General features: G+C 70.3%; 21 protein-coding genes. 16 read left to right on the top strand and 5 right to left on the bottom strand.

What is annotated here, in order from left to right:
* On the top strand, window positions 1–427 hold a 427-nt coding region (locus ACFOWZ_RS43940), incomplete at its 5' end, for an HNH endonuclease signature motif containing protein (RefSeq protein ID WP_382379995.1).
* Window positions 428–1,013: 586 nt separating this feature from the next.
* On the opposite strand, the gene ACFOWZ_RS43935 is transcribed toward ACFOWZ_RS43940, so the two are convergent.
* The 4 genes from ACFOWZ_RS43935 to ACFOWZ_RS43920 form a co-directional block, all read right to left on the bottom strand.
* Complete coding sequence (locus ACFOWZ_RS43935) at window positions 1,014–1,847, bottom strand: MFS transporter (RefSeq protein ID WP_382379993.1); 834 nt, start codon at window positions 1,845–1,847, stop codon at window positions 1,014–1,016.
* Window positions 1,847–2,143, bottom strand: coding sequence for an MFS transporter (locus ACFOWZ_RS43930; RefSeq protein ID WP_382379991.1), 297 nt, complete (start codon window positions 2,141–2,143; stop codon window positions 1,847–1,849). Before ACFOWZ_RS43930 ends, ACFOWZ_RS43935 begins: the two co-directional genes overlap by 1 nt.
* Before the next feature lie 75 nt (window positions 2,144–2,218).
* Window positions 2,219–2,680 carry a hypothetical protein gene (locus ACFOWZ_RS43925; RefSeq protein WP_382379989.1) on the bottom strand — a complete coding sequence of 154 codons (462 nt, stop codon included), beginning with the start codon at window positions 2,678–2,680 and terminating at the stop codon, window positions 2,219–2,221.
* Window position 2,681: 1 nt separating this feature from the next.
* On the bottom strand, window positions 2,682–4,940 hold the full coding sequence (locus tag ACFOWZ_RS43920) for a molybdopterin oxidoreductase family protein (protein ID WP_382379987.1): 2,259 nt from the start codon (window positions 4,938–4,940) through the stop codon (window positions 2,682–2,684).
* Window positions 4,941–5,074: 134 nt separating this feature from the next.
* Here ACFOWZ_RS43920 and ACFOWZ_RS43915 point away from each other — a divergent pair, with 134 nt between their 5' ends.
* The 6 genes from ACFOWZ_RS43915 to ACFOWZ_RS43890 are packed head-to-tail and all read left to right on the top strand — an operon-like array spanning window position 5,075 to window position 11,702.
* Window positions 5,075–6,208, top strand: a complete 1,134-nt coding sequence (locus ACFOWZ_RS43915; RefSeq protein WP_382379985.1) for a zinc-dependent alcohol dehydrogenase — start codon at window positions 5,075–5,077, stop codon at window positions 6,206–6,208.
* Window positions 6,198–7,115, top strand: a complete 918-nt coding sequence (locus ACFOWZ_RS43910) for a UDP-glucuronic acid decarboxylase family protein (RefSeq protein WP_382379983.1) — start codon at window positions 6,198–6,200, stop codon at window positions 7,113–7,115. Before ACFOWZ_RS43915 ends, ACFOWZ_RS43910 begins: the two co-directional genes overlap by 11 nt.
* Window positions 7,116–7,124: 9 nt before the next feature.
* Window positions 7,125–8,720, top strand: a complete 1,596-nt coding sequence (locus ACFOWZ_RS43905) for a carbamoyltransferase family protein (protein ID WP_382379981.1) — start codon at window positions 7,125–7,127, stop codon at window positions 8,718–8,720.
* Window positions 8,717–9,616, top strand: coding sequence for a glycosyltransferase family 2 protein (locus ACFOWZ_RS43900; protein ID WP_382379979.1), 900 nt, complete (start codon window positions 8,717–8,719; stop codon window positions 9,614–9,616). Before ACFOWZ_RS43905 ends, ACFOWZ_RS43900 begins: the two co-directional genes overlap by 4 nt.
* The gene (locus ACFOWZ_RS43895; RefSeq protein WP_382379977.1) at window positions 9,613–10,527 is read left to right on the top strand and encodes a glycosyltransferase family 9 protein; all 915 of its coding nucleotides are present in this window, start codon (window positions 9,613–9,615) and stop codon (window positions 10,525–10,527) included. The genes ACFOWZ_RS43900 and ACFOWZ_RS43895 overlap by 4 nt, the downstream gene beginning before the upstream one ends.
* On the top strand, window positions 10,479–11,702 hold the full coding sequence (locus ACFOWZ_RS43890) for a UDP-glucose dehydrogenase family protein (protein ID WP_382379975.1): 1,224 nt from the start codon (window positions 10,479–10,481) through the stop codon (window positions 11,700–11,702). The genes ACFOWZ_RS43895 and ACFOWZ_RS43890 overlap by 49 nt, the downstream gene beginning before the upstream one ends.
* Here the strand turns inward: ACFOWZ_RS43890 and ACFOWZ_RS43885 are convergent.
* A complete protein-coding gene (locus tag ACFOWZ_RS43885) occupies window positions 11,686–13,038 on the bottom strand; it encodes an aldehyde dehydrogenase family protein (protein WP_382379973.1) in 1,353 nt (450 codons plus the stop codon). The genes ACFOWZ_RS43890 and ACFOWZ_RS43885 overlap by 17 nt on opposite strands.
* A 45-nt stretch (window positions 13,039–13,083) precedes the next feature.
* Here ACFOWZ_RS43885 and ACFOWZ_RS43880 point away from each other — a divergent pair, with 45 nt between their 5' ends.
* The 9 genes from ACFOWZ_RS43880 to ACFOWZ_RS43840 are packed head-to-tail and all read left to right on the top strand — an operon-like array spanning window position 13,084 to window position 20,596.
* Complete coding sequence (locus ACFOWZ_RS43880) at window positions 13,084–13,479, top strand: ChaB family protein (RefSeq protein WP_382379971.1); 396 nt, start codon at window positions 13,084–13,086, stop codon at window positions 13,477–13,479.
* Window positions 13,476–14,468, top strand: a complete 993-nt coding sequence (locus ACFOWZ_RS43875) for an NAD-dependent epimerase/dehydratase family protein (RefSeq protein WP_382379969.1) — start codon at window positions 13,476–13,478, stop codon at window positions 14,466–14,468. Before ACFOWZ_RS43880 ends, ACFOWZ_RS43875 begins: the two co-directional genes overlap by 4 nt.
* Before the next feature lie 52 nt (window positions 14,469–14,520).
* Window positions 14,521–15,036, top strand: coding sequence for a D-glycero-alpha-D-manno-heptose-1,7-bisphosphate 7-phosphatase (locus ACFOWZ_RS43870; RefSeq protein WP_382379967.1), 516 nt, complete (start codon window positions 14,521–14,523; stop codon window positions 15,034–15,036).
* Entirely contained in the window at window positions 15,033–16,016 is a 984-nt protein-coding gene (locus tag ACFOWZ_RS43865; protein WP_382379965.1) for a glycosyltransferase family 9 protein, read from the top strand. Before ACFOWZ_RS43870 ends, ACFOWZ_RS43865 begins: the two co-directional genes overlap by 4 nt.
* Window positions 16,013–16,882: a glycosyltransferase gene (locus ACFOWZ_RS43860; RefSeq protein ID WP_382379963.1), complete on the top strand. Its 870-nt coding sequence runs from the start codon at window positions 16,013–16,015 to the stop codon at window positions 16,880–16,882. The genes ACFOWZ_RS43865 and ACFOWZ_RS43860 overlap by 4 nt, the downstream gene beginning before the upstream one ends.
* Window positions 16,879–18,078 (top strand): glycosyltransferase, encoded by a 1,200-nt coding sequence (locus tag ACFOWZ_RS43855; RefSeq protein WP_382379961.1) that lies wholly within the window; start codon window positions 16,879–16,881, stop codon window positions 18,076–18,078. Before ACFOWZ_RS43860 ends, ACFOWZ_RS43855 begins: the two co-directional genes overlap by 4 nt.
* Window positions 18,075–18,650 (top strand): D-sedoheptulose-7-phosphate isomerase, encoded by a 576-nt coding sequence (locus tag ACFOWZ_RS43850; protein WP_382379959.1) that lies wholly within the window; start codon window positions 18,075–18,077, stop codon window positions 18,648–18,650. The genes ACFOWZ_RS43855 and ACFOWZ_RS43850 overlap by 4 nt, the downstream gene beginning before the upstream one ends.
* On the top strand, window positions 18,647–19,924 hold the full coding sequence (rfaE2, locus tag ACFOWZ_RS43845; protein ID WP_382379957.1) for a D-glycero-beta-D-manno-heptose 1-phosphate adenylyltransferase: 1,278 nt from the start codon (window positions 18,647–18,649) through the stop codon (window positions 19,922–19,924). The genes ACFOWZ_RS43850 and rfaE2 overlap by 4 nt, the downstream gene beginning before the upstream one ends.
* Window positions 19,925–20,596, top strand: a complete 672-nt coding sequence (locus ACFOWZ_RS43840; protein ID WP_382379955.1) for an SDR family oxidoreductase — start codon at window positions 19,925–19,927, stop codon at window positions 20,594–20,596.
* Window positions 20,597–20,721 lie beyond the last annotated feature (125 nt).

Raw genomic sequence — 20,721 nt, 5'->3', positions numbered from 1 at the left:
GCAGGTCGGCGAGGCGATGCTGGACACCGGCCAGCACCTCCCCGCCGACCAGCTCCGCCGGGTGGCCTGCGACGCGGGCATCATCCCCGCGGTGCTGGGCGGCGAGGGCCAGCCGCTGGACATCGGCCGCAAGACCCGTACCTTCCCCGCCCGGATCCGCCGCGCCCTGGTTCTCAGGGATCGTGGCTGTGCCTTCCCGGGCTGTGACAGACCGCCCCGGCACTGCGACGGCCACCACGTCCGGCACTGGGCCGACGGCGGCGACACCTCGGTCGACAACGCGGTGCTGCTGTGCCGCCAGCACCACACACTGATCCACCAGAGCAAGTGGGAAGTCCGGATGATCAACGGGATACCGATGTTCTACCCGCCGGCCTGGCTCGATCCCCAGCGAAGGCCCAGACGGAACCTGATCAACACCGCCTGACCACGACGAAGCGGTGCCGATGAAGGCCGCCTGGCTACGGGGAGGGCGGTGCTGGTGGAGTCCGCCTGGCTACGGGAGGCAGGCTGATGAAGACCGCCTCGATCGCGGCCAGGTGCCCCGCCCGCCAGCCGCCAACGCCACTTGGTCGCGACAAGGGCCCTCACCAACGCCGACTGACCGGCGGCTGCGTGGGCAGCGGCCGCTTCTTCCTCCTGCGGGCTACTCGTGTCGCGTGGGGGCAATCCGCGGAGGTACCCGCGATGCCACTCTCCCGAAGGTAACTCGTGTGGCCAAGCCCGCGAAGATACTCACGAGGTCAACCCTGCGAGGCAGTGCCCCTGCAAGTCAATTACGCAAGGCAACGCCCAGCGCGGCTAATCTTCCGAACCCGAACCCGAACCCGAACCCGAATCCGAATCCGAACCCGAAGGCAAACGGCAATGGCGCAGCCGGGCCCCAACAAACGCGATGGCGAAGCCGAGTCGGACAGGGCAATGCGTCATCGGGCAAGCGGTAATGGCGTGAGCCGACCAACAAACGCAACCACGCACGATTGCGATTGGGGCTTGACTTTGGGTGCGAGGTGCTACGCTGGTTGGATCGGCCGGGCTCTTATTGCCCGGCTTTTCAAGGCCGATGAGCGCCTCGCAAGGGCCCCGAAGTCAAGCCCCAATCGCAATCGTCGCGAAGCGGCGATGAAATGACCCGGCTCGTCATACGACATACGCAACCACCAACACAAGGCGAGACGACCGCATTGGTGACCCCTCCGCTGGAACCCGCGCCGAACCTCGCAAGCCGACCCGCACCCCCAACCCCTACGTCGAGAACGGCGAAGCCGCTCCCTCCGCCCGAGTCCGCCCCCGCCGAGCCGTAGCCGACAACGGCATCGCGATCTCCTCCAGCGATTTGTTCTCCGCATCCACCGCAAGGAACCGTGCAACCAGCCCACGAACAACCGCACCGGATGCGAACCGGTACCGATCAACGCGCCGTAGATCACCGGCCCGAGCGCCCCAAAGCACAGCGCGATAGCGAAGAACACCCCGATGGCCTTGGCCCGCACCTCCAACGGAAAGATCTCGCTGACCGTCAGGTACGCAGCACTGGCACCAGCCGACGCGAAGAAGAAGATGACGCACCAAGCGATCGTTTGAGTGATTGCGTTCAACGCCCCGGCGTAGAACAACACGGCCGTCACCCCGAGCAAAGCACCGGAGATCACGTAGGTGCTGAACAGCATGCGCCGGCGGCCAATGGTGTCGAACAGGTGGCCGATCGTGAACGGGCCCACCAGGTTGCCCACGGCGAACGCGATCAGGTACAGCGGTGTCATCTCGGACGGGACGCCGTAGAACTTGCCCAGGACCAGCGTGTACGCGAAGAAGATCGCGTTGTACAGGAACGACTGCGTGATCATCAGTGGGCGCCGAGCCAGCCCGCGCCGTTGCCGAGGGTGAACGCGGTCAGGCCTGAGCCGACCAGGTAGACGGCCAGGGTCAGCATGAAGAGGTTGCGGCGGCCCAGTTTGTCGGAGAGGTGGCCGAAGAACAGGGCGCCCACCACCTCGCCGATCAGGTACACCGTGGCGAGCAGGCCCACTGCGGTGGAGGACAGGCGCAGGGTCTCCGGTTTGGTCAGCGTGTCCGCGATGGCGCCGGCCACCGTGATCTCCAGGCCGTCCAGGATCCACGCCACGCCCAGGGCTACGACCATGCGCGTGTGGAACGGTGACCAGGGAAGCCTGTCGATTCTTGCCGGGATCAGCGTGCGTACCCCAGAGTCCGTCTCTCAGCCCCTCGCGGCGATGAGCGCTTGCGGTGCGCTCTGCTTGATCCTCGTCTTCAACCACGCGAGCTGCCGTGCGGTGTCCTGTTCGCACGAGCTCACGACATCCATGAGTTCCTTGTCGCGCAGGCCTTGCGCGGCCTGGCCCACGACGGTCCAGGTGATGTCGGTGAACGACGACAGCGCGTACAGGTCCTGGAGGTCGCGCAGCAGGCCGACGCCGCCGCTGCGGGTCTGGTCGAACTCGGCGGTGTGCAGGCGTTCCGGTTCTGGCTCGCGGTGTTCGCCGTAGCGTTCGACGATCGGAGCGAGGTCCGAGACCTGTCCGTCGATTCGCGCGGCGAGGACCTCGCAGGTGTGCTGGACGTCCGGCTCCTCGCCGTGGCCCTTCGCGACCTCGCGGAACGCGTCGGCGAGCGTGCGCAGGGAGGTGTGCAGCAGTCCCAGGTAGGTGGCCAGGTGCATGTCACACCTTCCTGATCCGCACGGCGCTGATCTTGAACAGCGGCTGCTTCGACACCGGGTCCCACTCGGTGGGGGTCAGCTCGTTCGCGGCCTGGAAGCCGTAGTGGAACGGCAGGAACACCACGCCGTCGCGGCACCGTCCAATTCGGACAGGAACCTCGACGCCGCCGCGTTCGGACTCGACCCTGACCACGTCGCCGTCGGTCAGCGCGAGCCTGGCCGCGTCTGCGGAAGACATCTCGACCCACGGTTCCGGCGCGGCCCTCTGCAGTTCTGGGGCGCGCTTGGTCTTGGTGCGGGTGTGGAAGTGGTAGACCGTGCGTCCGGTCGTGCCGAGGAACGGGTACTCGTCGCTCGGCTGTTCCGAAGCCGGGGTGTACTCGGCGGCCTTGAGGAACGCCCTGCCGTCGGGGCGCTCGGCCTTGTAGCCGGTCGGTGTGGTCTGGGCGCCGGTCAGCAGGTCGTGGCCGTAGTCCTCGCAGTAGTCGGCTGTGGTGGGGAAAACACCGTCAACGTAAAGCCGCTCGCCGCCCCACGGGATTCCGCTGCCACCGCGCAACCTCTCGTACGACAGTTCGCTGTAGTCGCACGGCCTGCCGCGGCTGCACTCGCGCCACGCGTCGAACGCGCCCTCGGCGTCCTTCCACGTGATCAGCGGATCGCCGTCGCGGTTCTGGAAACCCATGCGGTAGGCGTAGTCCAGGAAGATGTCGAGGTCGCTGCGGGCCTCACCCGGCGGTTCGACGGCCTGCTCGGAGAGGTGCACGACGCGCGAGAGGTTCGTGAACGTGCCCTGCTTCTCGCCCCACAGCGCGGCGGGCAGCACCACGTCGGCCAGCTCGGTGGTCTCGGTGCGGAACGCGTCCTGCGCCACCACGAACAGGTCTTCCTCGCGCAGGATTTCGCGGATGCGTGACAGTTCGGGCAGCGAGACCGCGGGGTTCGTGGCGGAGATCCACAGGAACTTGATCGTGCCCTGCTCGGCGTACCGCCAGATCTGCATCGCGTGCGTCGGCGGCGCCCAGTGCGGAATGGTCAGCGGATCCACGTTCCACAGCCGGGCGAGCTGCTCGACGTGCTCGGGGTTGTCCCAGTTGCGGAAGCCGGGCAGGTCCCCGTCCGCGCCGGTCTCGCGAGTGTTCTGCGCGGTCGGCTGGCCGTTCATCTGCAGCACGCCGCTGCCCGGCTTGCCGATCAGGCCGCGCAGCAGGTGCAGGTTGTTGACCTGGCACGACGCCGCCGTCGCCTGGTGCGACTGGTAGAAGCCCTGCAACACGGTCGAGAGCACTCGCTGCGAGGTGCCGAAGATCTCCGCGGCCCGCAGCAGGTCGGTGGGGGAGATGCGGCAGATCGAGGCGACGTGCTCCGGCGTGTACGGCTCCACGGCCGTCTTGAGCTTCTCGAAACCGAGCGTGTGCGCCGAGATGTACTCCTCGTCGACCCAGCCGCGCTCGATCAGCGCGCGAACCAGGCCGTTCATCAACGCCAGGTTCGTGCCGGGCAACGGTGCGAGGTGCACGTCCGCGGCCTCGGCGGTCGGCGTGCGACGCGGGTCCACCACGACGAGCTGGGGCCGGTCGGGGCCCGCGATCCGGTCGAGCACGCGCGCCCACATCACCGTCTGGGTGGCGGCCATGTTGTGCCCGAACAGGAACAACGCGTCGCACAGGTCGATGTCGGCGTGGCACGCGGGCTGGCCGTCCGCGCCGAACGTCTCCTTGAGGGACGCAGCGGCGGTCGCGGTGCAGAGCCTGGTGTTGCCGTCCATGTGCGGCGTGCCGATGCCTGCTTTGCCGATCACGCCGAGCGTGTAGTACTCCTCCAGGAACAGCTGCCCGCTGGTGTAGAAGCCGTGCGAGAGCGGCCCCGCCTCGGCCAGCAGTTGCTGGGAGCGGTGGACCACCTCACCCATCGCGGTGTCCCAGTCGGTTTCCACGAGCTCGCCGCCGCGCCGGATCAACGGCCTGGTGAGGCGGTCCTTGTGATGCGCCTGCCACGAGCCGTGAAGGCCTTTGGGGCCGAGCCTGCCGTGGTTGACGAGATCATCCGCGCGCCCGCGAACACCCACGATCCTGCCGTCCTTGACCGCGATGTCGCAGCCGCACCCGTTGCTGCACAACACGCAGGCCGACTGGACCCAGCGGTCCACATCGGACTCCCCGAGGCCGTCCGCGAGCTGCTGGTCGACCCTGACCGGCCAGTTCGTCTCACGTTCGTGCGGAGTGCGTGGTCCCCACACGTCGGCGATGCGATCCACCAAATGGCAATACCCGGCGTTCTTCGAATGAAACCCGGAGAGTAATTTGTCCGTTTCTTTGCGTGTTGTCGGAACGCCGGCGTGTTTGCGCCGATCTCCTCGGGGAACCACGCGACAAACGGTTGAGGAGAAGTGACGTGAAGGCTGTCGTGTGGCACGGCACGGGTGACATCAGGCTCGACGACGTGGACGATCCCCGGATCCAGGAACCGACGGACGCGCTCATCCGCATCACCCGCAGCGCGATCTGCGGCACCGACCTGCACATGGTGCGCGGCACGATGCCGGACATGGCCGAGGGCACCGTCCTCGGGCACGAAGCGGTCGGCGTGGTCGAGGAGGTCGGTGACGCGGTCCGCGGGTTCACGCCCGGTGAGCGCGTGGTGGTGACCTCGACGATCGGCTGCGGCACCTGCTCGTACTGCCGGGCGGGGTACTTCGCACAGTGCGACACCGCCAACCCGAACGGTCCCGCCGCCGGAACGTGCTTCTTCGGCGGTCCGAAGTCGACGGGCCCGATCAACGGCCTTCAGGCCGAGTACGCGCGCATCCCGCACGCGATGACGACGCTGGTGCGGGTGCCCGACTCCGTGAGCGACGACCAGGCGATCCTGCTGTCCGACATCTTCCCGACCGCGTGGTTCGGTGCCCGGCTCGCCGAGGTCGGTTCCGGCGACACCGTCCTCGTGCTGGGCGCCGGTGTCGTCGGTCAGTTCGCCATCGCGTCGGCCAAGCGCCAGGGTGCCGGACGGGTGATCGTCGTCGACGGCATCTCCTCCAGGCTGGACAAGGCCCGCGCGCAGAACGCCGAGACCGTGAACTTCAACGACGAGGATCCCGTCGAGATCGTGCGCGAGCTGACCGGCGGGATCGGGCCGGACCGCGTGATCGAGGCGGTCGGTGTCGACGCGGAGAAGCCCGGATCGCGCACCGACGAGCAGTGGAAGCCCGGCGACGCACCGCGGCAGGCGCTGGACTGGGCGGTCGAGCTGGTCGCGAAGGCCGGTTCCGTCGGGATCATCGGCGTCTACCCGCCCGGCTTCGACGACTTCCCGATCGGCGCCGCGATGAACAAGAACCTGACGCTGCGGATGGGCAACTGCAACCACCGCCGCTACCTGCCGCAGCTGCTCGACCTGGTGCTGACCGGAGCGGTGGACCCGCTCACGTTCATCACCCAGCACGAGAAGACGACCTCGGCGATCGACGCGTACAAGTCGTTCGACCTGCGCGAGGACGGCTGGCTGAAGACGGTTCTCGATGTCGCCTGAGCGGGTGGTCGTGACGGGCGGGGCGGGCTTCCTCGGCTCGCACGTCTGCGAGGCGCTGCTGCGGGACGGCGCGCAGGTCGTGTGCGTGGACTCGTTCCGCACGGGCTCGCGCGAGAACCTGCCGTCCGGGGTGGGGGTGGTCGCCGCGGACGTGTCCCGCCCGCTGGACCTGCTCGGGCCGGTGGACCTGATCCTCCACCTCGCGTGTCCCGCCTCGCCCGCCGACTACCTGCGCATGCCCGTGGACACGCTGCGAGCGGGCGGTTTCGGCACGTACAACGTGCTGGAACTGGCCCGCCGCAAGGGAGCGCGCGTCGTCATCGCGTCCACCAGCGAGGTGTACGGCGACCCGGAGGAGCATCCGCAGCGAGAGTCCTACTGGGGGCACGTGAACCCGATCGGGCCGCGCAGCGTCTACGACGAGGCCAAGCGGTTCGGGGAAGCGATGACCGTGGCGTTCCGGGCGGAACACGGTGTGGACGCCGGAATCGTGCGGATCTTCAACACCTACGGCCCGCGGATGCGCGCGCACGACGGCCGGATGATCCCCACGTTCCTGCGGCAGGCGCTGGCCGGTGAACCGTTGACGGTGCACGGTGACGGGCTCCAGACCCGCTCGCTGTGCTATGTGGACGACCTCGTCCGCGGGCTGCTCGCGATGGCGCGCAGCGACCACCCCGGACCGATCAACCTCGGCAACCCCGCCGAGGTCACGGTGCTCGACGTGGCCCGCAAGACGATCGAGGTCACCGGCAGCTCGTCGGACATCCGGCACGTCGAGTCCATGACGGACGACCCGCGCCGCCGCCGTCCGGACATCAGTCTGGCCGAGGAAGTTCTGAGCTGGCAGCCGCAGGTCCCGCTCGAAGAGGGGCTGCGGTCGTTTGCCCGGCAGTTCGCCGGGTAGCCGCACTTCATGCGAGTTCTCGGGATCAACGCGGTGTTCCACGACCCGGCCGCCGCACTGGTGGTCGACGGCGAGGTCGTAGCGGCGGCCGAGGAGGAACGGTTCTCCCGTCGCAAGCACGGCAAACGGCCAGTGCCGTTCTCGGCCTGGGAACAACCGGAGCTGTCCGCGCGGTGGTGCCTGGAGAAGGCCGGGCTCACCGCCGCCGACCTCGACGCCGTGGCCTACTCGTACGATCCGAGCCTGGTCGACGCCGAGTACGCGCCCTGGGAGGACCTGCGGACGACGTACGCCCGCAAGGCCCCGCAGTTCCTCGCGACGTCGTTGCCGGGCCTCGATCCCGAGATCGTCCGGTTCGTGCCGCACCACGTCGCGCACGCCGCGTCGACGGGGCTCGCCGCACCGTTCGGCGGCAACTGCGCGGTGCTCGTGGCGGACGGCCGCGGCGAGTGCGGCTCGCACCTCGCCGGACGGTACGTCGATCAGGAACTGACCACGTTCGCGTCACAACGGCTGCCGCACTCGCTCGGCCTGATGTACGAGGAACTGACCGAACACCTGGGTTTTCTGCGTTCCAGCGACGAGTACAAGGTCATGGCGCTGGCCTCGCACGCCAAACCGGTGCACCTCGACCTGATGCGCGAGCACGTGCTGGTGCACGACGGCGGGTTCGAGATCAGGCCGCTGGACTGGAGCACCCTTGCCAAGCAGCGCAAAGCGGACGAGGAACTTTCCCAGGAACACGCCGAGCTGGCCGCGAGCGTGCAGGTGCGGCTCGAAGAGGTGTTGCTGGAACTGGTGCGGTGGCTGCACGACCGCACCGGCGAGTCCCGGCTGACGATGGCCGGTGGCGTGGCGCTGAACTGCGTCGCGAACACCCGGATCTTCGCCGAGGGACCTTTTGACGAGGTGTGGGTGCAGCCCGCCGCGGGTGACGCGGGCACGGCTCTCGGGGCCGCGTTGCACGCGAGTACGGACGTCGTTTCGGCGATGCCGGGCGCCGATCTCGGCCGAGGTTTCTCCGACGACGAGATCGAGTCGGTGCTGCGCACCGCGGCTGTCGCCTTCGAGAAGCCCGCGGACGTTGCCGTGGAGGTCGCCGAGGCACTGGCCGCGAACAAGATCGTGGCGTGGTTCCAGGGCCGCAGCGAGTACGGCCCCCGCGCGCTCGGCCGGCGGTCGTTGCTCGCGAACCCGTGCTACGCCGAGAACCTGACCCGGCTGAACGACGTGAAGGGGCGCGAACAGTTCCGCCCGGTGGCGCCGATGGTGCTGGCCGACCGGGCCGGTGACGTGTTCACCCGCGGCCCGATCCCCAGCCCGTACATGCTCTTCGTGCACGACGTCCGTCCGGAGTGGACCGATCGCATTCCGGCCGTGGTGCACGTGGACGGCACCGCCCGCGCGCAGACCGTGGCCGACGACCCGTTGCTGGAACGGATGCTGCGCGAGTTCGAGGGCAGGACCGGCGTGCCGGTCGTCGTGAACACGAGCCTCAACACGGCAGGCCGTCCGATGGTCGACACTCCGCGAGACGCGTTGGAGTGCTTCGGCTCATCCCCGGTCGACCTGCTCGCCATCGGCCCGTACGTGGTGCGCCGATGAGCTACTCCGTCGTGATCCCCACCGTCGGCCGCCCGAACCTCGACACGCTGCTGGACGCGCTCGTCGGAGGCGTCGGCCCGAACCCGTGCGAGATCATCGTCGTGGACGACCGCGAAACCGGCCTGGGACCGGCGGCGGCGCGCAACACCGGGTGGCGGGAGGCGCGCGGCGACTGGGTGGCGTTCCTCGACGACGACGTCGTGCTGGCCCCGGACTGGAAAGCCCGGCTGGCCGCCGACCTCGAGGACCTGCCCGACGACGTGGGCGCGAGCCAGGCGCGGATCGAGGTGCCGCTGCCGGACGCGCGGAAGCCGACCGACGCCGAACGCGGCACGGCGGGCCTCGCCACCGCCCACTGGATCACCGCCGACATGGCGTACCGGCGGGAGGCGCTGGCCCGTGCCGGAGGGTTCGACGAACGGTTCCCGCGCGCCTACCGCGAGGACGCCGAACTGGCGCTGCGGGTGCAGGACATCGGATACCGGATCGTGCGCGGCAGCCGGGTCACCACGCACCCGGTCAAGCCCGCGACGTTCCTGACGAGTGTGCGCGACCAGCGCGGTAATGCCGACGACGCGTTGATGCGCCGGCTGGTGGGGCCGGGGTGGCGGTCCCGCATCGGCGGGCGGCGCGGACGGCTCCAGTCCCACGCGGCGACCACGGCGGCCGGTGTGCTGTCCGTCCTCTGTGGAGTGATGGGGCTGCGACGCGCGGCTGGCGCGTTCGGTGCGGTGTGGGTCGGTCGCACGGTGTGGTTCGCGGCGACGAGGATCGCGCCGGGGCCTCGCACGCCGGGAGAGATCGTGCGGATGCTGGTGACGAGCGCGCTGATCCCGCCCGTCGCCTGTTGGCACCGGCTGCGGGGAGAACTGCGGTACCGGCGGGTGCGGCCGTGAGGATTCTCGTGCTCAGAGCCTTGGGGCTGGGCGACCTGCTGACGGCGGTGCCCGCGTTGCGCGGGTTGCGGGCGGCGTTTCCGCAGGCGGAGATCACGCTGGCGGCGCCGGAGTGGCTGGCCGACGCGGTGGCGCGGATCGAGGCGGTGGACCGGTTGCTGCCGACGGAGGCGTTGGCGCCCATCGGGTTCGAGAAGCCGGACCTCGCGGTCAACCTGCACGGTCAGGGGCCGCAGAGCGTGGAGCGGCTGCTGGAGACGCGGCCGCGGGCGTTGATCACGTACGGGGGGCCGGAGCAGGCACCGGAGGTGCGGCTGCTCGCCGTCGAATGGCCGGAAGACCGCCACGAGATCCTCCGGTGGTGCGACCTCCTGCAACGCACCGGCATCCGCTGCGACCCCGACGACTTCCGCCTCCGCCCGGTCGGCGACCGAACCGGCCGGATCGTGATCCACCCCGGCGCGAGCACCGGCGCCCGCCGATGGCCAACCGGGAGGTACGCGGCCGTCGCACGGGCACTCGGAGACGACGTGGTGGTCACCGCCGGCCCGGGGGAGCACGACCTCGCCAGGCAGATCACCCCGAACCCCTTCACCGGAACGCTCGCCGAGCTCATGGACCTCGTCGCGACCGCCAGGCTCGTCATCTGCGGCGACACCGGCGTCGCGCACGTCGCCACGGCTTACCGGACCCCGTCGGTCCTGCTGTTCGGCCCGGTGTCCCCGCACCTCTGGGGACCGCGGCACGGGCCTCACCAGGTGCTCTGGCACGGCGGCACCGGAGACACGTTCGCCGACGAACCGGATCCCGGACTGCTGAAGATCACGACGGAAGAAGTTCTCGACGCGGCGGGAGGTGTGCTGTGCGGCCCAGGCGAATCGGAGTCATCGGCGCGGGTTACGTCGGTCTGACCACGGCCGCGTGCTTCGCGCACCTCGGCCACGACGTGGTCTGCGCGGACGTGGACGAAGCCAGGGTCGACGCCCTGAACGCGGGGGAGATCCCGCTGCACGAACCAGGTCTGCGCGAGCTCGTCGTCGAGGGACTGGACCGCAGAAGGCTGAAGTTCGTCCTGGGCAGCGAACTGTCCGATGTGGACTTCACGTTCGTCTGCGTGCCGACACCGGCCGGAGCTGACGGATCGGCGGACCTGTCGGCGGTCGAGGAGGTGCTGGGCAAGGCGACGCGCGGCGTGGTGCTGAAGTCGACGGTGCCGGTCGGGACCGGCGCGCGGTACCCCGGGGTCGTGTCGAACCCTGAGTTCCTGCGCGAAGGTCACGCCGTCGAGGACTTCCTGCGGCCCCAACGGGTCGTGGTCGGCGCCCAGGACGAACGGCAGGCCCGCGAGGTCGCCGAGCTGTACGCGCCGACCAACGCGCCCACCGTGCTCACCGACAACACGAGCGCCGAGCTGGTGAAGTACGCGAGCAACTGCTTCCTGGCGCTGAAGCTCTCCTACGTCAACACCGTGGCGGAGCTGTGCGAGAGCCTCGACGCCGACGTCGACGGCGTCACCGAGGGCATGCGGCTCGACGACCGGATCGGGGCTTCGTGCCTGCAACCGGGACCAGGCTGGGGAGGTTCGTGCCTGCCCAAGGACACCCTCGCCCTGCTCGCGACGGCCAGGGCCGCGGGCGTCGACTTCACCACCCTCGAAGCCGCGATCACGACCAACCGGCACCAGCCGCACCGGGTCGTCGACCGGATCCGCGCGGAGCTCGGGTCGTTGTCCGGCAAGCGGATCGGGCTGCTCGGCCTCACGTTCAAGGCGGGCACCAACGACCTGCGCGACTCACCGGCCCTCGTCGTGGCGCAGCTGCTCGCCCAGGAAGGCGCCGAGCTGCACGCCTACGACCCGTGCGTCAACGCGGACCGGCCCGGCGTCACGGTCGAGAGCAGCGCAGCGGAGGCCGCGGCCGGCGCTGACGTCCTGGTCGTGCTGACGGAGTGGCCCGAGTTCGCCGAACTGGACTGGCCGGAACTGGCGGACGAGGTGAACCACCCGCTGATCTTCGACACCCGCAACGTCCTGCCGCGCGACAAGGTCACCGAGGCGGGCTTCCGGCTGATCAGGACCGGCCGGTAGGAACGCCGAGGTGGACCACCTTGGTCGTGGTCATCTCGTCGAGCAGCTCGGGCCCGTACCCGAACCCGGTGCCGGACGCACCGCGGGGCTGCGCGGCACCACCGGGCGCGCCGCCGAACACCGCGTTGATCTTCACCGTGCCGACCGGCAGCGCCCGCCACGCCCGTTGGGCGTGCTCCATCGAGCTCGTCAGCACCGTGGCGGCCAGGCCGTAGTCGCCGGAGCAGGCCTCGGCCAGGCCCTCGTCGAACGACGACACCAGCTGCACGGGCGCGACCGGGCCGAACGTCTCCTCGCACATGATCCGCATGGCGGGCGTGCAGTCGGTGAGCACCGTGGCCGGGTAGTAGGCGCCACGGCCCTCGGGGATCTCGCCGCCGACCAGCGCCCGAGCTCCCGCCGTGACGGCCGCGGCCACCTGCTCGTGCACCGAGTCGCGGTGCCGCGTGTCCACCAGCGGCTGCGGATCGGTGTTCCACTCACGTGCCTTGGCGCACAACGCCTCCAGGAACGGGGTCGCGATCGCCTTGTGCAGGTGGATCCGCTCGACCGACGTGCACAGCTGGCCCGCGTTGGTGAACGCGCCGAGCGCGGCCTGCGACGCCGCCCACTCCGGATCAACGTCGTCGTCGACCAGCAACGGATCATTGCCACCGTTCTCCAGCAACAGCTTCGCGGACGACGACAGCGCGATCGCACGACCCGTGGCAGTGCTGCCGACGTGGGCCACGAGGTCGACGTCGGACGAGCTCACCAGTGCGGCGCCGACCGAGCCGTCCCCGACCAACGTCTGCAGCACCCCGTCCGGGAAGCAGGGCCGGAACACCGTTGCCAGCAACAGTCCGGTGTGCGGGCAGCGTTCGCTCGGCTTGTGCACCACGACGTTCCCCGTCACCAGTGCCGCGCCCAGCAGCCCGCACGCCACGGCGACCGGGTCGTTCCACGGGGTCAGCGCCACCACGACACCGCGCGGTTCGGGCACCATGAAGTCGACCGCGGAACCGAGCAGCGACCGTCCACGATGGACTGGGCCCAGCTCGGCGTACTGCTCCAGCGTCGCCGCACCCGCCAGCACGCCCTCCCGCGCGGACGCGAACGGCCGTCCCGTCTCGGTTTCCACGATCGTCGCGAGGTCGCTGGCCCGTTCCCGCAACGCCACGGCGGCCTCCCGGACCGCCGCACCGCGTTCGGCGGCGGGAACGGCAGCCCACGCCGGCGCGGCCGTGCGGGCGGCGGCCAGCGCTGCGGAGACGTCGGACGGGGTTGCGGTGGGAAGCCAGCCGATCAGCTGCGAGTCGCGAGGGCTGTGGACGTCGATGGCGTGCATGGCGGTCATGGCACGCGGGTACCCGTCAGCGCAGGTCGAAACCTTGGAGGAGCCATGCCCGGACGCCAGGAACTGCCCAGCACGGTGGCCCGTTCGCCGAAGAAGGCGCAGCGGACGTGGATCAAGGCGCACGACTCGGCCGTCGAGACCTACGGCGAAGGGGAACGTGCCCACCGCACCGCCTTCTCCGCGCTCAAGCACAGCTTCGAGAAGGTCGGCGACCACTGGGAGCCCAAGAAGGAGAAGGGGCCGTCGGACGAGCAGGCCGAGCGGAGCACACCGAGAGAAGGCGACACGGCGGGCGGCGTCAACGCGAACGCCAGCAAGCAGCACCTCTACGACATCGCGAAGCGCCTCAAGATCGAGGGCCGGTCGCAGATGACCAAGGAAGAGCTCGTCGACGCCATCCAGAAGGCGAACAACCGCGAGACCGCGCGAGCGCGGTCGTGAAGGTCGTCATCACCGGCGCGACCGGCAACGTCGGCACCGCTCTCTTGCGCAGGCTCGCCGACGAACCCGACATCGAGGTGCACGGCATCTCCCGCAGGCCACCGGCGGACGGGCCGCCCTACCGCGGCGTGAAGTGGACGCCGATCGAGCTCGGCCGTGCGGGAGCGGAGGAACCCCTCACGGTCGCGTTCGAGAACGCCGACGCCGTCGTGCACCTCGCCTGGCTCATCCAGCCCGCCCGCGACGAACGGCTGATGTACCGGACGAACGTGGCCGGGTCGGCGCAGGTCTTCAGCGCGGCGGCGGACGCGGGCGTGCCGCACCTCGTGCACATGTCGTCGATCGGCGCGTACTCACCGGGGTCGAAGGACCGCCGCGTCGACGAGTCGTGGCCGGTCAACGGGGTGACGTCGTCGTTCTACAGCAGGCACAAGGCCGCGGTGGAACACCTGCTCAACCAGTTCGAGACGCGCATGCTGATCACCCGGCCGCGGCCCGGCCTGATCCTCCAGGCGAACGCGGGCTCCGAGATCCGCGACTACTTCCTCGGCAAGCTGGTGCCGAAAGCCCTGTTCCGGCACAGGATCCCGATCCTGCCGCTGCCGCGCGACCTGGTGCTGCAGTTCGTCCACTCCGACGACGTCGCCGACGCGCTGGCCCGGATTCTGCGGCAACGACCGCACGGCGCCGTGAACCTCGCGGCCGAGCCCGTCGTCACTCCCCGTGCACTGGCCGAGGTGCTGGGCGGCAGGCACGTCCCCCTTTCGCCACACCTGTTGCGTCTACTGGCGAACGTGAGCTGGCACCTGCGCCTGCAGCCCACTCCACCGGGATGGGTCGATCTGGCTCTGAAGTCGCCGCTGCTCGACGTGACCCGCGCACGGGTGGAGCTCGGCTGGGAGCCGCGGTTCGACGCGGAGGAAGCACTTCACGCACTCGTACGGGGAATTGGGTCCGGTGAGGAGGTTCCCGCCAGCCCGGTGCTGTGAATCGCTTCGCCGAGTAGCGTTTCAAGGCGTCTTTCTCGGCTAAATCTCCTCTATGGACCAGCCTTTCGACGCGGTGCTCTTCGACCGTGACGGCACGCTCATCAAGGACGTTCCGTACAACGGCGATCCCTTCCGCGTCACGCCGATGCCCGGAGCTCGTGAGGTGCTGCGCGAACTGCGCACCCACGGGCTGCGGACCGGCGTGGTGAGCAACCAGTCCGGCATCGGACGCGGACTGCTCACCGAGGCCCAGGTCGCGGCCGTGAACGCGCGGGTCGAGGAGCTGCTGGGACGGTTCGGCACGTGGCAGATCTGCCCGCACCGCCCGGACGAGGGCTGCGCGTGCCGCAAACCCGCCCCCGGCCTGGTGCTTTCGGCGTGCGAGGCGCTCGGTGTCCGGCCGGAACGCACGGTGGTCGTCGGTGACATCGGCGCGGACGTGCTGGCGGCACAGGCCGCGGGTGCGGTGCCGTTGCTGGTGCCGACCGAGGTGACCAGGCGCGAAGAGGTCGACCACGCCCCTCACACCGCCGGAGACCTGCACGCCGTGCTGGAGATGATCCGGTGAGGACGCTCGTGGCACGACTCGACAGCGACGGCGACGTGCTGCTCGCCGGACCAGCGGTCCGCGCGGCCGCGGCGGCCGGCGAGGTCGTGTTCCTGTGCGGTCCCGGCGGAGTGCACGCGGCGGAACTGCTGCCCGGCGTGACGAGGATCGTCGAATGGGAGTGCCCGTGGATCGCCAACCCGGCGCCCGAGGTCCGGCCGTTCGACGTCGAGGCCGTGACGGCGTTGCTGCACGGCATTCGCGCCGACGTGGCATTGATCCTCACGTCGTTCCACCAGAGTCCGTTGCCGCTGGCCTTGGTCCTGCGGCTCGCCGGTGTGCCGAAGATCGTCGCGCGGTCGATCGACTACCCGGGGTCCCTGGTCGACGTGCGCGTGACCGGTGACCCGGACGTCCCGGAGGCGCAACGAGCGCTGGAGGTCGCGCACGCCGCCGGGTTCGCGCTGCCGGAGGGAGATGACGGCCGGCTCGCCGTCGTCGATCCACCGAGGACCGATCTGAGCCATCCGTACGTGGTTGTGCACCCCGGTGCGTCGGCGCCCGCCCGCACCTGGTCGCCTGACCGGTGGGCGAAAGCCGTGGTCGCGCTGACCGCGGCCGGGTCCCGCGTCGTCGTGACCGGAGGTCCGGCCGAGGCCGGGCTGACCGAGCACGTCGCGGGCGCGTGCGGAACCGATCTGGGCGGGCGCACCAGTTTCCGCGAGCTGGCTGGGATTCTCGCCGGTGCCGACGCGGTCGTCGTCGGCAACACCGGCCCCGCGCATCTCGCAGCCGCGGTCGGCACACCTGTCGTGTCGTTGTTCGCCCCTGTGGTCCCGGCGGTGAGGTGGGCGCCGCACGGAAAACACGTGCTGCTCGGTGACCAGAACGCGCCGTGCCGCGGCACCAGGGCCCGCGAATGTCCGGTGCGCGGCCATCCCTGCCTCGACCTGGTCGATCCGTCCGACGTCGTGGCGGCGGTCGCGGAGGTGACGGCGTGAGGATCCTGCTGTGGCACGTCCACGGTTCGTGGACGCACGGGTTCGTCCAGGGCGGCCACGACTACCTGATCCCCGGTCCGCCGGACGGCATCGGCCTCGCCGGACGGCCGTGGCGGGCGCGTGAGGTGAGTCTGTCCGAAATGGACGCCGCAGGAGCCGACATCGCGGTCGTGCAACGGGTCGACGAGCTCTCCAAGGTGCCCGTCGGCGTGCCGGTGGTGTACCTGGAGCACAACACTCCTGCAGCTCCGGCGCAGGAACACCCGCTGGCGGGCTGGGACGGGACGATCGTCCACGTCACGCACTTCAACGACCTGATGTGGGACTGCGGCACCACCAGGACCGTCGTGATCGAGCACGGCGTCGTCGATCCGGGCCCGCTGTACACCGGCGAGCTCCCGCACGCGGCGGCGGTGATCAACGAACCCGTCCGGCGCGGCCGGATCGTCGGCGCGGACCTGCTGCCGCGGTTCGACCCGATCGACGTGTTCGGCATCGGGACCGAGGAGATCGGTGGCGAGGGAGACCATGAACTCGAAGCGCTGCACCGTGAACTGGCGCGCCGCCGCGTTTACGTCCACCCGGCGCGCTGGACGTCGCTGGGGCTGTCCCTGCTGGAAGCCATGCACATCGGGATGCCGGTGGTCGCCTTGGCGTGCACGGAGGCGATCCGTGCCGTACCCGCCGAGGTGGGTGCGATATCGACCGACGTGGAGGAGTTGGTGAGCGCTGTCCGCGAGCTGATCGCGGATCCCGCGCTCGCGCACGAGAAAGGAGAACGGGCCCGCGAGTTCGCGCTGGCCCGCTACGGGCTCGAGGCGTTCCTGCGCAACTGGGACGTGCTGATGAAGGAGGTGATCGGATGAGGATCGCGATGGTGTCGGAGCACGCCAGCCCGCTCGCGGCTCTGGGTGGTGCCGACGCGGGTGGGCAGAACGTGCACGTGGCGGCCCTCGCGGCGGCGATGGTGGGACGCGGTCACGAGGTCGCGGTCTACACGCGGCGCGACGCCCGCGGGCTGCCTCGCCGTGTCGCCACTCCGGACGGCTACGAGGTCGTCCACGTGTCGGCGGGTCCCGCGAAGCAGGTGCCCAAGGACGACCTGCTGCCGCACATGACCGACTTCTCCCGCTTCCTCCTGCAGGACTGGCACGACCAGCGACCGGAGGTGGTGCACAGCCACTTCTGGATGTCCGGCCTCGCGTCGGTGCTGGCCGTGCGCCGTGACGGCATCCCCGTCGTGCACACCTACCACGCGCTCGGCACGGTGAAGCGCCGCCACCAGGGCTCGCAGGACACCAGCCCCGCGGAACGGATCGCGGTGGAACGGCTGGTCGGCCACGAGGTGAGTGCGATCGCGGCGACGTGCGACGACGAGGTCGACGAGCTGATCACCATGGGACTGAGGCGCGACAAGATCACTGTCGTGCCGTGCGGTGTGGACACGAAGCTGTTCGCCCAGATCGGCCCGGTCGCGCAGCGCACGGCACCGCACCGGATCGTGTCGGTCGGCAGGCTGGTGCCGCGCAAGGGTTTCGCGGACCTGATCACCGCGCTGCCGCTGATCCCGGACACCGAGCTGGTGATCGCAGGAGGACCGCCGGTGCTGAAGTCCGATCCCGAGGCGCAACGGCTGCTCGCCTGCGCCGAGGCCCACGGCGTTGCCGATCGCGTGCACCTGATCGGACAGGTGGCACGCACGGACATGCCCGCCCTGCTGCGCTCGGCGGACGTCGTGGCGTGCGTGCCGTGGTACGAACCGTTCGGCATCGTGCCGTTGGAGGCCATGGCGTGCGGCGTTCCCGTTGTGGCATCGGCTGTCGGCGGTCTCACCGACACCGTGGTCCACGACGTCACCGGAGTGCTCACGCCCCCACGTGACCCGAGAGCCCTGGGACGCGCGCTGCGCAAGCTGATCGCGGACTCCTCGCGCCGTGAGGCGTACGGAATGGCGGGGCAGGACCGCGTCGACGCCCGGTACACGTGGGACGAGGTCGCCGCCCGCACGGAGCTCGTCTACCAGCGCGTGGCCGCCTCCGACGACCTGGCGGTGGCGCGGTGACCGTCGAAAGCCACCTCGCCGGACTCGCCGACACGCTGGCCGGCGTCCGCACCCAATCCGCGCGCATCCACCGCTGGGGCGCCTCACTCGCCCGGCTGCTGGTGGACGGCGGCAGGGTGCTGGCGGCGGGCAACGGCGGATCCGCCGCCGAGGCCCAGCACCTCACCGCCGAGCTCGTCGGCCGCTACCGCCACGACCGCGCGCCGTTCTCCGCGCTGGCGTTGTGCTCCGAGACCTCCAGCGTGACCGCGATCGCCAACGACTACGGCTACGACCAGGTCTTCGCACGCCAGATCACGGCACACGCACGGTCGGGCGACATCGTGGTCCTGTTGTCCACGAGCGGCCGCAGCCCGAACCTGCTGGAGGCGGCGCACGCGGCCCGGTTGGCCGGGGCGACCACGTGGGCGCTGACCGGACCGGTGCCGAACCCGTTGGCATCACTGGCCGACGACACCCTCTCACTGCCCGGCGACCCGTGCCACGTGCAGGAGGCGCAGCTCGTCGTCGTGCACGCGTTGTGCGAGGCGTTCGAGGCGGCGCTGCCCTCGGCCTTCCGGAGGGCGTCGTGAAGCTGGTCGTGGTCGGTGACGCGCTGCTGGACGTGGACGTCGAGGGCACCGTCGAACGGCTCTGCCCCGACGCTCCCGCGCCCGTGCTGGACGTGGTCGGCGAGCACGCCCGCGCGGGTGGTGCGGCGCTCGCGGCGACGATGGCCGCGCGGGACGGCGTAGATGTGATGCTGGTCAGCGCGCTGTCGGAAGATGCCGCGGGGGAGAGGGTGCGGTCGCTGATCGACGTTCCCTGCGTGTTCGGGCGTGCGGCCTCGATCCCGGTGAAGACCCGGTTGCGGTGCGGTGGAACGTCTTTGGCGCGCATGGACCGTGGTGGTGCCGCCGGTGCTCCTCGGGTCACCGACGACATGCTCGACGTCGTGCTGTCCGCCGACTTCGTGCTGGCGTCCGACTACGGGCGCGGGCTGTTGCGGGACGAACGCCTGCGGTCGGTGCTGACGCGCGTACCGGTGGTCTGGGACCCGCATCCACGTGGACCGGCACCGGTACCCGGTGTGCGGCTGGCGACTCCCAACCTGCCGGAGGCGACGGCCTTCAGCGGAACGGCCGATCCGGACGCGGCGGCGAGCGAGCTGCTGTCCCGCTGGGGTGCACGGGCAGTCGTGGTGACGATGGGGTCGAAGGGTGCGCTGCTCCACTGTGGAGGGACGCCGGTCGCGGTGCCCGCGCCCGCTGTTCCCGTCGCCGACCCGTGTGGTGCGGGGGACCGGTTCGCCGTGACAGCTGCTGTCCGGCTCGCCGGTGGTGCCGCGCCCGACGACGCGGTGGCCGACGCGGTGGGAGCTGCGGCGGAGTTCTTGGCCCGTGGTGGTGTCTCAGGCATGCGTGCACCGTTGCCGTCCACTGTGGACGAGGTGCGCAGGCGTGGCGGGGCCGTCGTGGCCACGGGAGGGTGCTTCGACGTGCTGCACCCCGGACACGTGCGGATGCTGGCGGCCGCACGGGCGTTGGGCGACTGCCTGGTGGTGTGCCTGAACTCCGACCTGTCCGTGCGGCGGCTGAAGGGCGAGGGACGCCCGGTCAACGGCCAGGACGAACGCGTCGAGGTGCTGCGGGCGCTGGAGTCCGTGGACGACGTCGTCGTGTTCGGCGAGGACACACCGGAGCACGTCCTGGGCCGGTTGCGGCCGGACATCTGGGTGAAGGGCGGCGACTACACCGCCGAACTGCTGCCGGAGACCGCCGTGGTGCGGCGCTGGGGCGGCCGGACGGTCGTGGTGCCGTACCACAGGGGACATTCGACGACCGAGATCCTGTCGAGGAGGGCTTAGATGCTGGGGAACGTTGTGGTGACCGGAGGCGCGGCCGGGCTGGGCGCGGCCGTCGTCGACGCGGTGCGCGAGGCCGGCGGAACGCCGCTCGTGCTGGACAAGTCGGCGCCGGACAACGCCGAGTTCGAGCTCGTGGACCTGGCGGACGGCAGGGCCGCCGAAGCCGCGGTGCACGCGTTGGCCGAGAAGCACGGCGGCTTCACCGGAGTGGTGACCGCGGCGGGCATCGACCGGTGCGGCACGCTGGCCGGCGTACCCGCCGATGAGTGGGAGAACGTCGTGCGCGTCAACCTGTTCGGCACGGCGGCGGTCATCCGGGCCGCGTTGCCGCACCTGGAGAACGGGCGCGTGGTGACGGTCGCGTCGACGCTCGGGCTGCGTGCGGTCAGCGACGCGACGGCGTACTGCGCCTCGAAGTTCGGGGTCGTGGGGTTCACGCGCGCGCTGGCGGCGGAGACCGCGGGCAGCGTCGGGGTCACGCTCGTGGTGCCCGGCGGGATGCGGACGCACTTCTTCGACGACCGGACCGAGCAGTACCGGCCGACGGACCTGGAGAAGCTGAACCCGCCGGACCGGGTGGCGGCGGCGATCGTGTTCGCGCTGAGCCAGCCGAAGGACTGCGAGATCCGGGAACTGGTGATCGCGCACAGCGAAGAACCGTCCTGGCCGTGACCGCGCAGTACCGGCCGGGGCGGGTGGGTCGTGGTTTCCCGAACCGGTCGTTCTGGGTATCTAGGCCCAATGCCGTGTAGTTAGGCGGTTGCCAGGGTTGTCAAGGTTCGGCGGGGACGACGATG

It is taken from the genome of Lentzea rhizosphaerae (assembly GCF_042649515.1).
Classification (GTDB): Bacteria; Actinomycetota; Actinomycetes; order Mycobacteriales; family Pseudonocardiaceae; genus Lentzea; species Lentzea aerocolonigenes.
Note: the sequence above shows the minus strand (reverse complement) of the source record. Positions and strands in the feature narration are given on the sequence as shown.